Here is a 13370-nt window from a genome sequence, read left to right as displayed (position 1 = left end):
GCGGCCCTGCCTCAGCTCTGGTTGAAGAAGCCGTCCTCCCGGCGCGAGGCCGGTTCGCCGCTGACGATCTCGGTGTTCGCCGGGGTCAGCAGGAAGACCCGGTTGGCGACCCGCTCGATCGTGCCGCGCAGACCGAAGGTCAGCCCGGCCGCGAAGTCGACCACACGCTTGGCGTCGGCCGGCTCCATGGCCGTGAGGTTCACGATGACCGGCACACCCTCGCGGAACAGCTCGCCGAGCGCGCGGGCGTCCCGGAAGCTGTCCGGGGTGACCGTGCCGATCCGGCGGCCCTTCTCCTCGGCGGTGTCCGAGGCCACCTTGACCCTGGGGTCGGTGACCCAGGCATCCCCGGGCTGCTCGGTCCCTTCGGAGTAGTCGTCGTCGTAATAGCGCTCGTCATCGTTGTCGTCGACGAGGCCAAGCCAGGCACTCGCCTTGCGTACCGATCCCATGGACGCCTCCTCTCACAGCGGTCTTTCTTGCTTCCGCATCCCTATCGTCGTCCATGATGCGGATGTCGCGCCAAGTGGATAGACGCCGCACGGGGGGTTTGTGACGGTACTGGTGCAGAGCCAAAACGTCGAGAGCCCAGGTACCCCAAGGGCGTTAGCTCACACAGCTGCTGACTGTGAGTGAAATATGATTGTCTCCGGCGTCCGAGTGATGAAGGGTGCGTCCGGGTGAACGGGTCGAGGTGGTTCGAGGCGCCTTCGGAGTGCCTTCCGAGTCTCTTCGCGCTGACTCCGGGACGCTCGGACCGCGCGGTTGTCCGGCCGGGTGGCAGGGGGGAAAGCCCTGGTGAACGGCTCACTCGGGGCGGCCGGGGCGCGGTCGGGCCGGGGCCGGGGCATGCCCCGCCGCAGCGATCGCGGGCTTCTGCGAACGACTCTGACGGAGGCTCAGGAGAGGTCGGCCGGCTCGGATGTGGTGGCGGGTGGCGTCAACCGGCGTGCGGATCCGTCACCGTATACGGATGCGCGGCGTCTGGGCGGGCGCCTCGGAATTCGCCTTGATCCTGTTTCCGTGAGGTAAAACAAAAACCTGATCGGCTGACCGCTGCCGGCCAAGGGAAGAGGAGGGTGCGGCGGCGCTGCCGCGGTTGGATCAGCGGACGTGCGGAGCGCGAGGGGAGGGGTGCGCGTGTGAAGGCGAAGGGTGGAACGCGGAGGAGAACGCGAAGAGTCCCCGCTGTCCGCGGGGCGCGCAGGGGGTCAGCTCAACAGGAACAGGACCACACGCGACCGAAGTCGATGTGGGAGCGGGTGACCAGCCACTGCTGTGGATGCATGGGCCAAGTGGAACAGGTCTCCGGTTTTCCGTCAACTGACCTGAGACGCGCTGCCCACACTCCGGACACCCTTGACAGCGAGGGGAAACGGCGCCGTAGAGTCGACGGACGGCCCTGCTGAGGGGCTCGGCCGTAAGAGCGCCGCACCGCGGCGCTCCGTGTGAAGGCACCCGCACCACCGTGTGCGCGTCCACCGTGTTCGATTGATCCGCCACGGAGCCTTCGCATGTCTTCCGAGACCCTCGCCAGACCCACCACCGTCCCCGGCATACCCGGACCCGCGGCCGACCGCTTCACCTCGGAGGCCGCCCGATGAGGCCCCAGCTGGTGATCGTGGGAGCCGGGCCGCGGGGGACCGGCCTCCTGGAGCGCATCGCCGCCAACGCGCCCGAGCTCTACGCCGGTTCCGGCCTCGACATCCATCTGGTCGACCCGCATCCGCCGGGCGCCGGACGCATCTGGCGGGCCGCCCAGTCGCCGCTGTTGTGGATGAACTCGCACGCCGAGGACGTCACCATGTTCACGGACGAGACGGTGCGGATGGCCGGGCCGGTGCGGGAGGGCCCCACCCTGCACGAGTGGGCGGGCCTGGACGGCCGTACCTTCGCGGACCGGCAGATCCAGGGCCGCTATCTGCGCCACGTCTACGACCGTGCCGTCGCCGACCTCCCCGACGGCATCACCGTCCGGCACCACCCGCGCCGTGCCCTGCGGGTGAGCGGGCCGCGCGAGGGCCGTCAGCAGGTCTGGCTGGAGGGCCGGCCGCGCCCGCTCCTCGCCGACCTCGTCGTCCTCGCCCTCGGCCACCTGGACGCCGAACTCGACCCGGAACAGGAGGCGCTGGCCGCGTACGCCGACGCGCACGGCCTGCTGCACCTGCCGCCCGACTTCACCGCCGACAGCGACCTGTCCGCGCTGCGGCCCGGCGAGCCGGTGCTGGTCCGGGGGTTCGGGCTCGCCTTCGTCGACCTGATGGTGCTGCTCACCGAGGGGCGGGGCGGCCGCTACGACGGGGACACCTATGTGCCCTCCGGGCAGGAACCGGTGTTGTACGTCGGGTCGCGGCGCGGAGTGCCGTACCACTCGAAGATCGGGTACGACTGGACCGGCGAACGCCCGCCGCTGCCCCGCTTCCTCGGGCTCGGCGAGATCGACGAACTGCTCGCCCGGCCGGGTGGCCTCGACTTCCGGCGGGACGTGTGGCCGCTGGTGCAGAAGGAGCTGGGGTTCGCCCACTACCACCGGCTGTTCACCGTCCACCCCGAGCGGACGGCCGTCGCCTGGCGGGACTTCGAGGAGAAGTACGCCGCCGCCGAGGGGGACGCCGAAGTGCGGGCCCTGGTGGCGGCCGCGGTACCGGATCCGGCCGACCGGCTCGATCTCGCGGCGCTGGACCACCCGCTGGAGGGGGTGCGGTACGGGTCGCACGAGGAGTTCCAGGACGGGCTGCGCGGCTATATCGAGGCGGACCTGGACCGCCGGCACGATCCCGGGTACAGCCCGGACCTGGCGGTGTTCCTCGGACTGCTCTCCGTCTACGGGCAGTTGGTGCGGCTCGGCGACATCGGGTCCTGGTGGCACGGGTTCTTCAGCTACCTCGCCTCCGGGCCGCCCGGCCCCCGGCTGCGGCAGATGCTCGCGCTGTCCCGGGCCGGGGTGCTGCGGTTCGTCGGCGCCCGGATGGCGGTGACGGCCGAGGACGGGGTGTTCCGGGCGTCCGCCGACACGGTGCCCGGGTTCGCCGTGGAGGCGCGGGCCCTTGTCGAGGCGCGGCTGCCCGAACCGACCATGGGGCGTGCCCGGGACACGCTGCTGCGCGAGCTGCATGCCGGCGAGGCCGCCGAGACGGCCGACGGGCTGCTCAGGGTGGACCCCGCCGACGGGCGGATCCTCGACGGGGGCGGGCGGCCGCATCCCCGGCGGTTCGCGCTCGGGCCGTTCACGAACGGCCGTACGCCCGGGGCGTTCACCCGGCCGCGCACCGGAGGGCCCGCGTTCCGGCAGAACGACGCCACGGCACGCGCGGCGCTGGCCTTCCTGGCCGACCCGGCGAGATCCGTGTCATGAGCGTCAGGGCCGACAGCACAGCCGTGCACAGGGAAGTCCCGCGCGCCGGAGGTGCGCGGTCCGCCCGGCGGCAGGAACGGCGGCGGGGCGCGAAGACGCACCGCGTGCGAAGAGGCACCGCGGTGGTGCTGGGAAGCGATCGCGGCGGCTTGGGCGCATCGGGTGACTTACCGGGAGGTTCGTGGTGATGAGCGGCTCGTACGGCCGGGGGCTGCTGCATCTGGCCGCCGCCGTGGACCAGGACGGCGTGTTCGACGCGGAGCGTCACGTCGAGCTGGTGCGGCTCGCCGAGAGCGGGGGCCTGGACTTCGTGACGCTCGACGACCGGTTCGGGTGGCCGGAGACCGACGCGCTCACCGTGCTGGCGCAGGTGGCCCCGGCCACCCGGCGGATCGGGCTGGTGCCGGTCACGACCGCCCCCGAGGCCGCCGTCGCCCACCTGGACCGGATCAGCCGGGGCCGGGCCGGCCGGTGGAGCGAGGCCCCGGGACCCGCGCCGGAGCAGCCGGTCCGGGTGGCCGACGCCACCGAGCCCGCCGCCCGGCGGGCCGCCGCCCGGTACGCCGATGTCGCCCTGGTGCGGGCCGCGAGCTCCGCGCAGGCCGCCGCCGTACGGGAGGAACTGCGTTCCTGTGCGCGGGAGTTCGGGCGGGATCCGGAAACGCTGCGGGTGCTGGTGAGCCTGGTGGTGGATCTGGGCGACGGGGAGCGCGCGGCCGAGCCGGGGCACGGTGGCGGAGGGCCCCGGCAGACCGTGCGGGGACCGCTGTACCGGGGCGGCCCGGTGGATCTGGCGGAACTGGTCGCCGGCTGGCACGGTGAGGGCGCCACCGACGGCTTCCACCTGGTCCCCGCCGAACCGCGCCGCGACCTGGAGCGGCTGGTCAACGGCACGGTGGCGCTCCTCCAGCACCGCGGCCTGTTCCGCACCTTCTACCCGGGCAGCACCCTGCGCGAGCACCTCGGCCTCGCCCGGCCCGCCGGGCAGCTCGCGGCGCCCTGAACCACCTTGCGCACCTCGCGCTGGCCGGCCGCCTTCCCCGGTGCCTGAACGGCCTGGGGGCATCCCCGTGATCGAGGACCATCCGGACGGCCGGCTCCCGGCCGTCCCCGGAATCCGGGCGGCCGCCGAGGATGGCGTCGTGCTCACCGCGACGGCGGCCGACGGCCTGGCCCTGGACGGCGGGACGCTTCACGCCGTACGGCGACGACCCGCGCACCGTCCGCGTCGGCACCGCGGACGGAGTGGAGCGCGCGCTCGTGCTCGCGGGGGAACTCGGCTTCACCGTGGCCGGCCGGGAGCTGACGCTCCAGGTCGCCGAGCAGGCCGACGGCCGGCTGTGGGCGGTCTTCGCCGACACCACCAGCGGGGTCACCAGCGTCCGGTTCAGGTTCCTCTATTCGGCCGCCCCGGCCGCCGACGGCTCCGCCACCGTCGACTTCAACCGGGCACAGCTGCCGCAGTGCGTCTTCGCGAGACCACTTCATCTGCCCTTTCCCGCCGCCGGGCAACACGCTGGACCTCGCGGTCGAGGCGGGGGAGCGGAACCTCGCCTGACCCTTTCGAGGGAATTGCGACAGGCCCTCAACTCACCCGGACCACGACGAGATCACCCAAAGACGGCGTGGTTCGAACACTGTCGCACGGCCAAAAGGCACCCTTGCGGGTACCGGTCGTTCGCCCGAATACTCCCCCTCAGCGCTTGTCAGGGGCATTGCGTGTCCGAAATCCGGGCACCACCCCTGGCTGCGCCTCACGGGCCCCGACCCCACGCGGGCCCCCGACTTCCCCTGGGAGGGAACGAAAAGTGAGGATCAAGCGCACGACCCCACGCAGCGGTATCACGAGACGGACCCGGCTGACCGCCGTGGGCACCGGCTTCCTGGCCGCGGCCGCGTTCGCCGTCCCCACCGCGAGCGCGAGTACCGTCCACACCTTCAGCGCCACCGAGCTGAAGGCCGCGAACAGCTCCGTTCTGAAGGCCGACGTCCCCGGCACCGCCTGGTCCGTCGACAGCAAGACCAACCGTGTGGTGGTCACCGTGGACTCCACGGTCTCCAACGCCGAGATCGCCAAGATCAAGCGGCAGGCGGGCGTCAACTCCGGCGCGCTCACCATCAAGCACACCCCCGGCACCTTCAAGAAGCTGATCACCGGCGGCGACGCCATCTACGGCGGCGCCTACCGCTGCTCGCTCGGCTTCAACGTGCACAGCGGGAGCACGTACTACTTCCTGACCGCCGGGCACTGCGGGCAGGTGGCCTCGACCTGGTACAGCAACTCCGGGCACACCACCGTCCTGGGCACGAACGTCAGCTACAGCTTCCCGACGAACGACTTCGCGCTGGTGAAGTACACCAACAGCTCGATCGCGCACCCGAGCGCGGTCGGCAGCCAGACCATCTCCAGCGCGGCCACGCCCAGCGTCGGGACGACGGTGTACCGCCGCGGTTCGACCACCGGCACGCACAGCGGCCGGGTCACCGCGCTCAACGCCACCGTCAACTACGGCAGCGGTGACATCGTCTACGGCATGATCCAGACCACGGTCTGTGCCGAGGGCGGCGACAGCGGCGGCCCGCTCTACGGCGGTTCCGTGGCCTACGGTCTGACCTCCGGCGGCAGCGGTGACTGCACCTCCGGCGGTACGACCTTCTTCCAGCCGGTCACCGAGGCGCTGAGCTACTACGGCGTGAGCGTCGGCTGACGACCCTTCGGATCTGCTCCCGGCGAGCCCCCGTACGCAACCGGCGTACGGGGGCTCGCTCTTGTACGAACCCGGAGTTACCGTCGAAGGACCGTTGAAGTCAGTCACCTCCCCCTGGGGGCCGGCATGGTCGAGGCGCTGGTGGCGGCCGCAGCCGCTCTCGTGTCCGTCGGAGCGGTCTACGCGATGTCCGCGGCACGGGTCGTCAAACAGTACGAGCGGGGTGTGGTCTTCCGGCTCGGCCGGCTCCGACCGGAGGTGCGTGGGCCCGGGTTCACCATGATCCTCCCGTTCGTGGACCGGCTCCAGAAGGTCAACATGCAGATCGTCACGATGCCCGTGCCCGCGCAGGAGGGCATCACCCGGGACAACGTGACCGTGCGCGTCGACGCCGTCGTCTACTTCAAGGTGACCTCGCCCGCCGAGGCGGTGGTCCGGGTCGAGGACTACCGGTTCGCGGTCTCGCAGATGGCGCAGACCTCGCTCAGGTCCATCATCGGCAAGAGCGAGCTGGACGACCTGCTGTCGAGCCGCGAAAAACTCAACCAGGGCCTGGAGTTGATGATCGACAGCCCGGCCGTGGAGTGGGGGGTCACCATCGACCGCGTCGAGATCAAGGACGTCTCGCTGCCCGAGACCATGAAGCGGTCCATGGCCCGGCAGGCCGAGGCCGATCGGGAGCGCCGGGCCCGCGTCATCAACGCCGACGCCGAGCTGCAGGCCTCCAAGAAGCTCGCCGAGGCCGCCAAGGAGATGTCGGAGCAGCCCGCCGCGCTCCAACTGCGGCTGCTGCAGACGGTGGTGGCGGTCGCCGCCGAGAAGAACTCGACGCTGGTGCTGCCGTTCCCGGTGGAGCTGCTGCGGTTCCTGGAGCGGGCACAGCAGCAACCGCCCCCGGCGGGAGGGGCGGATGGGGCCGGCGGGTCGGCAGCGCTGAATTCGGGCCAGGGCGGCCAGGGGTAGCCGGGGCGGCAGCCAGGGGCGGCCGGCACTGCCCGCCGTCCGTTGCCCGCCCGTGGTGTCTGCACCGCGAATCCTCCTGAGGCACCGGTGAACTGTGAACGGTCCGCGCACGGGGGCGCACAACATCCGCGCACGCGAGACCTGGAGTCGACCTTGTGTGCTCCCTGTGGGGCTCGGAATAGTGGGCGGCCGTCAACCAGCCTTCCGGCCCTTGAGGTCCCCATCACCTTGCGGGCCACCCCCCACAGGAGGACGCGAGTTGAAGCACCGACGCATATCCCGGCGCCGGGCGGCGCTCGCCGGCGCGGGCGCCGCCGCGCTCGTCGCCGCCGGAGTGACCTTCCAGAGTGCGAACGCGAGCGAGCCCGCCGAGGCCGCCGTGCCGCAGGTCCTGTCCGCTCCGGCGGCCGGAAAGCTCGCCTCGACGCTCGTCGCCGACCTCGGCCCCGACGCGGCGGGCAGCTACTACGACGCCCGGTCGAGGAGCCTGGTCGTCAACGTGCTCGACGACACCGCCGCCGAGGCCGTCGAGTCGGCCGGGGCCAAGGCGAGACTCGTCGCCAACTCCCTCGCCGAACTCGACGGCGCGCGCACCACGCTCAAGCAGGACGCGACCGTCCCCGGCACCTCGTGGGCGACCGACCCGGTCGGCAACAAGGTCGTCGTCACCGTCGACCGGACGGTCACCGGGACCGACCTGGCCAAGCTCACCAAGGTCGTCGACGGACTCGGCGGCAAGGCCGAACTCCGCCGCTCGCACGGGGAGTTCAAGCCCTTCATGGCCGGCGGCGACGCCATCACCGGCTCGGGCGGGCGCTGCTCGCTCGGCTTCAACGTGGTCAAGGACGGTGAGCCGTACTTCCTGACCGCCGGGCACTGCACCGAGGCCATCTCCACCTGGTCGGACTCCGCCGGGAACGTGATCGGGAAGAACGCCCTGTCCAGCTTCCCGGGCAACGACTTCGGCCTGGTCAAGTACACATCCGACGTGGCCCGTCCGAGCGAGGTCGACCTCTACGACGGCTCCGCGCGGCAGATCACCGGCGTGGCCGAGGCCACCGTCGGCATGAAGGTGACCCGCAGCGGCTCCACCACCCAGGTCCACGACGGCACGGTCACCGGCCTCGACGCCACCGTGAACTACTCCGAGGGCACGGTGAGCGGCCTCATCCAGACCGACGTGTGCGCCGAACCCGGCGACAGCGGCGGCTCCCTCTTCTCGGGCAGCAACGCCATCGGCCTGACCTCCGGCGGCAGCGGTGACTGCACCTCCGGCGGGGAGACGTTCTTCCAGCCGGTGACGGAGGCGCTGACCGCGACGGGGACCCGGCTCGGCTGACCAGCACCGGCACCCGGCTCGGCCGGCATCCGTCGTATCCCTGTGAGGCCCCGCCCCTTCCGTGGGGGCGGGGCCTTTGCCGTGGCCGCGTGGCCATGGATCCCCGGGAGCCGGCCGCAGTCCGTCACGGAGAGTGTCGCACATGTGGCGGATCGTTGTCGGCGCGCTCCCCCAGGGTGCCGACCGGCCAGGGCGAGGTGCGTGGCGTGGTGGCGGTTTTCCTCAACTGCGGTGACCGGCCGGAGAGCTGACGGGGCGGTGCCTGGCTCGGGCCTCGTCCATCCCGTGAAGAATCGCTGATGCGTTCGAATGTAAGTCGCTTGCGGGTCGCTGACCGGGGCTGATGGGGTTAGAGTAATCGAACGCGAGTACGATGAACATATCGGGCGTATGTCTGAAAAGGGGTGGAGTGATGGAGGTGCGGCATGACGGGCTTCGCTCATCTGCACGTCGCGTCCGGTTACTCCGCCCGCTACGGCGCCTCCCATCCCGAGCAGCTCGTCCGGCGGGCGGCCGAGCGGGGCATGTCCGCGCTCGCGCTCACCGACCGGGACACGGTCACCGGGGCTGTTCGATTCGCGCAGGCCTGTGCGAAGGAGGGGGTCCGGCCGGTCTTCGGTATCGATCTGGCGGTGGAGGCCCTGGCGCCCCCGCCGCCGGGCCGGCGGCGCCGCACCCCGGTGCGTGGCGGTGCGCACGTGGTCGAGCCGCCGCTGCGGTTCGTGCTGCTCGCACGGGATGGAGAGGGGTGGGCGCGGCTGTGCCGGATCACGTCGGCCGCCCATGTCGGTGCCGTGTCCGGTACCCCGCCGGTGGTGCCGTGGGAGGCGCTGCGCGAGTACGGCGGCCCGGGGCTGACCGTGCTGCTCGGGCCGCTCTCGGAGCCGGTGCGGGCGCTGTCGGTGGGCCGGGAGGACGTCGCGGTGAAGCTGCTGGCGCCCTGGCAGGAGATCTTCGGGAGGGATGTTCGATTGGAAGCCGTCGCGCAGAAACGTTCCGGCATCGGTCCGGGATCCCTGCGCCTGGCCGCCCGGACCCTCGCGCTGGCCGATCGCACCCGCACCACCGCCGTGCTCTCCAACGCCGTCCGCTACGCCGACCCCGGCCAGCACCGCCTCGCCGACGTCCTGGACGCCGCCCGGCTGCTGCGGCCGATCGACCGGCGCCGGCTGGACAGCGGACAGCGCTGGCTCAGGGACGAGAGCGGAATGGCGGCCGTCGCCCGCATGATCACCGAATCCGCCGGAGCGGATGCCCGCCGGGCCCGCAGGCTGATGACGGACACCGCGGACACCGCGACCGTATGCGCCGTGGATCCGGCGGCCGACCTCGGCCTCGGCACTCCGCACCTCCCCGAACCGGCGCTCTTCGGCGCCGAGCCGGGGGCCGGCGGCGCGGCCCGGCTGCTCCGCCTGCGCTGCGAGGCCGGCCTGGTCCGCCGCGGCCTCGACCGCGACCGCGAGGCACTCGCCCGGCTGGACGAGGAACTCGCCGTCATCTCCCACTGGAACTACGACGCGTACTTCCTCGCCGTCGGACAGGTCGTCGCCGACATCCGGGCCAAGGGCATCAGGGTCGCGGCCCGTGGCTCCGGCGCCGGCTCCCTGGTCTGCCACGCCCTGGACATCGCCACCGCCAACCCGCTCGACCACAGCCTGCTGTTCGAACGGTTCCTGAGCAGGCGCCGGGAGTCGCTGCCCGACATCGACATCGACGTGGAGTCCGCCCGGCGCCTGGAGTGCTACGACACGATCTTCGAACGCTTCGGCAAGGAACGGGTGGCGGTCACCGCCATGCCCGAGACCTACCGCGCCCGCCGCGCCCTGCGCGACACCGGCCTCGCCCTCGGCATCCCGCCCGCCGACGTCGACCGGATCGCCAAGAGCTTCCCGCACCTGCGCGCCTGCGACATCACCGGCGCCCTCGCCGAACTGCCCGAACTGCGGCAACTGGCCGCCGAGGCACACCGGTACGGCCCCCTGTGGGAGCTCGCCGAGGGCCTCGACTCCCTGGTCCACGGCATGGCCATGCACCCCTGCGGCGTGGTCATCAGCGACGCCACCCTCCTGGACCGGCTGCCGGTGCAGCCCACCCCGCAGGGCGACTACCCCATGGCCATGGCCGCGAAGGAGGAGATCGAAGCGCTCGGCAACATCAAACTCGACGTCCTGGGTGTGCGCATGCAGTCCGCGATGGCGCATGCCGTCACCGAGATCGAACGCACCACCGGCAGCCGTATCGACCTGGACGACCCCGCGCAGGTACCGCTGGACGACGTCTTCGCCTTCAAACTCATCCAGGCCAGCCAGACCCTCGGCCTGTTCCAGCTGGAGTCGCCCGGACAGCAGGACCTGCTGTCCCGGCTCCAGCCCCGCGACGTGCAGGACGTCATCGCCGACATCAGCCTCTTCCGTCCCGGCCCGGTCGCCGGTGGCATGCCCGAGCGGTACATCGCCGCCCGCCACGGCGGCAGACCCGCGTACGCGCACCCGGACCTGGAGCCGGTGCTCGCGGACACCTACGGCGTGACCATCTGGCACGAGCAGATCATCGAGACGCTGCGGGTGCTGACCGGCTGTGACCGGGCCTTCGGCGAGGTCACCCGGCGGGCGCTCGGCGACAAGGAGCAACTGCCCAGGATCAGGGACTGGTTCCACGAGCGGGCCCGCGCGCGCGGTTACAGCGCGGCCGTGCGGGACGAGGTGTGGAAGACCGTCGAGGCCTTCGGGGCGTACGGCTTCTGCCGCGCCCACGCGGTCGCCTTCGCCGTGCCCGCCCTGCAGAGCGCCTGGCTCAAGGCGCACTACCCGGCGTTCCTGCTGGCCGGCCTCCTCGAACACGACCCCGGCATGTGGCCCAAGCGGGTCCTGGTCTCCGACGCCCGCCGCCGCGGCGTCCCCGTCCTGCCGGTCGACATCAACCACTCGGGGGTGAAGCACACCGTGGAGAAGACCGACGGAGACCGGTGGGGAGTGCGGCTGGCGCTCTCCGCGGTGCGCGGCATCAGCGAGGGGGAGTGCGCCCGGATCGAGGAGGGGCAGCCGTACGGATCGCTGTCGGACTTCTGGCAGCGGGCCCACCCCAGCAGGCCGGTCGCCGAGCGCCTCGCCGAGATCGGCGCCCTGAACGGTCTGCACGACGGCCGCCTCACCCGGCGCGACCTGCTGCTCCAGATCGCCGAACTCCATCGTCAGTCCCGCGCCCGGTCCGCGCACGAGGGGCAACTGCCCCTCACCGCGGACGCCGTCGGCGGGGCCGAGCCGAGCGGGCTGCCGGAGATGACCGGCCGCGAGGCCCTGAGCGCCGAGCTGAGCACCCTCGGCATCGACGTCTCCAGGCACCTGATGGAGCACCACCACCGGCTGCTGCGCGAGATCGGCGCGACCGACGCGGCGCACCTGGCCGGGCTGCGTGCCGGTCAGCAGGTCCTGGTCGCGGGTGTACGGGCGTCCACCCAGACCCCGCCGATCGCGAGCGGCAGGCGGATCATCTTCGTCACGCTGGAGGACGGTTCCGGGCTGGTCGACCTGGCCTTCTTCGAGGACTCGCACCCGGCGTGCGCGTACACCGTCTTCCACAGCGGGCTGCTGCTGGTGCGCGGCACGGTCCAGGTGCGCGGCACCCGTCGCACCGTCGTCGGCACGATGGCCTGGGACCTGGACGAGATCGCCGCCGCCCGCCGTGACGACGGCCCCGAGGCCGCCCTCGCGCTCCTCGGGGCGAGCCGTCCGCATCCCACCCCCGCCCAGCCGCACCGCACCCTGGTCAACGGCACCACCGGCGCCCGACTGCACCCGTACGCCGACCTCCAGCCGGCCGGCACCCGCTCGGCCGACCTGAAGAAGTTCGGCCACCGAAGCCCCGGGAGCGCGGGATGAGCGGGACGACCACACGGCAGCGGCACATCGCCCACCTCCACCTGCACGCCTCACTGAACGAGGCCCAGTACGGCGATATAATCGAACTGATGTCCGATATCACGCCGCACGTCCAGGCGGTTCCGCCCGACGCCGTCCAGCTCGACCTGACATCGGCGCTCCGGTACTTCGACCTGTCCCCCTACGACATGGTCCAGGCGACGATGATGAGGCTGAAGGCCCTCTACGGCATCGACAGCAGCGCCGGGCTCGCGGGCAACCGGATGCTGGCGGCGATGGCGGCCGACGCCTCCGCGCCGGGGGAGGCCACCTGGGTGCCCACCGGGCAGGCGGCCGACTGGCTGTACCCGCGGCCGGTCACCGCACTGCCCGGGATCGGCCGCACCACGGCGCAGACACTCGCCAGATACGGCCTGCACAACATCGGCCAGGTCGCCGACCTGCCCGCGGGGACCCTGCAGCGGCTCCTCGGCGTGGGCCCCGCCCGCCTGCTGGCCGAGCGCGCCCGCGGCCACGACCCGCGCCCGGTCACCCCTCTGGAACCGGCGGCACACCTGACCGCCGACCTGGCGCTGGAACGGGACTGCCTCGACCCGGCGCAGCAGCATCGAGCCGTCCTGGGACTCGCCGACCAGATCGGTCAACGGCTGCGCGCCGAACGCCGGATCACCGGCCGGCTCACCCTCACCGTGCGGTACGCGGACCGCAGCTTCACCACGCGCACGCGCACCCTGCCGGAACCCACCGACCACTCACCCGCCCTCGCGGCGACCGCCCTGGGGCTGCTGAACGCCCTCGGGCTGCAGCGGGCGAGGGTTCGCGCCTTCGTGATCCGAGCCGACGCCCTGCTGCCTGCGGGCAGCGCCTACCGGCAACTCTCCATGGACCCGGGCGACGATCGCGCCCGCGCGGCCGAAGCCGCCGCCGACCGCGCCCGCCGCCGCTTCGGCCCCTGGGCCGTCCGCCCGGCGACTCTGGCCGACTGACCCGTCGCCGTCGAACCAGGGCAAGTCCCACGACGAACTCGGCGCCCGCGACCGCGGTGCGTCACCACGCGCAGGGCCGGCGGCAGGGGCACCGCGGCCGGCACGGTCGATGCCACCGTCAGCGCCCCGGCCACGGCGATC

The 13370-nt window shown here is 72.3% G+C and carries 8 protein-coding genes and 1 pseudogene; 8 read left to right on the top strand and 1 reads right to left on the bottom strand.

Features of this window, described 5'->3' with window-relative positions:
* Window positions 1–11: 11 nt before the first annotated feature.
* Window positions 12–452, bottom strand: a complete 441-nt coding sequence (locus OHB00_RS12200; RefSeq protein ID WP_390977655.1) for a cell division protein SepF — start codon at window positions 450–452, stop codon at window positions 12–14.
* Between the two features lie 1148 nt (window positions 453–1600).
* On the opposite strand from OHB00_RS12200, the gene OHB00_RS12195 reads away from it, so the two are divergent.
* The 8 genes and pseudogenes from OHB00_RS12195 to OHB00_RS12160 all read left to right on the top strand — a co-directional run bounded on the left by OHB00_RS12195 (window position 1601) and on the right by OHB00_RS12160 (window position 13229).
* Entirely contained in the window at window positions 1601–3355 is a 1755-nt protein-coding gene (locus OHB00_RS12195; protein WP_406434123.1) for an FAD/NAD(P)-binding protein, read from the top strand.
* Window positions 3356–3542: 187 nt separating this feature from the next.
* Window positions 3543–4358, top strand: a complete 816-nt coding sequence (locus OHB00_RS12190) for an LLM class flavin-dependent oxidoreductase (RefSeq protein ID WP_406434121.1) — start codon at window positions 3543–3545, stop codon at window positions 4356–4358.
* Window positions 4359–4428: 70 nt separating this feature from the next.
* Window positions 4429–4913: pseudogene (locus OHB00_RS12185) on the top strand (DUF1684 domain-containing protein); the annotation flags it as partial.
* 250 nt (window positions 4914–5163) lie between these two features.
* Window positions 5164–6063, top strand: coding sequence for a S1 family peptidase (locus tag OHB00_RS12180; protein WP_406434119.1), 900 nt, complete (start codon window positions 5164–5166; stop codon window positions 6061–6063).
* Between the two features lie 126 nt (window positions 6064–6189).
* A complete protein-coding gene (locus OHB00_RS12175) occupies window positions 6190–7026 on the top strand; it encodes a slipin family protein (protein WP_406434117.1) in 837 nt (278 codons plus the stop codon).
* Window positions 7027–7285: 259 nt separating this feature from the next.
* Window positions 7286–8365, top strand: a complete 1080-nt coding sequence (locus OHB00_RS12170) for a S1 family peptidase (RefSeq protein WP_406434115.1) — start codon at window positions 7286–7288, stop codon at window positions 8363–8365.
* Between the two features lie 425 nt (window positions 8366–8790).
* Window positions 8791–12243, top strand: coding sequence for a DNA polymerase III subunit alpha (locus OHB00_RS12165; protein ID WP_406434113.1), 3453 nt, complete (start codon window positions 8791–8793; stop codon window positions 12241–12243).
* Window positions 12240–13229, top strand: coding sequence for a DNA polymerase thumb domain-containing protein (locus OHB00_RS12160; protein WP_406434111.1), 990 nt, complete (start codon window positions 12240–12242; stop codon window positions 13227–13229). Before OHB00_RS12165 ends, OHB00_RS12160 begins: the two co-directional genes overlap by 4 nt.
* Window positions 13230–13370 lie beyond the last annotated feature (141 nt).

The sequence above is a fragment of the Streptomyces sp. NBC_00631 genome, assembly GCF_045206895.1.
Classification (GTDB): Bacteria; Actinomycetota; Actinomycetes; order Streptomycetales; family Streptomycetaceae; genus Streptomyces.
This window is presented reverse-complemented; position numbering and strand designations above follow the sequence as displayed.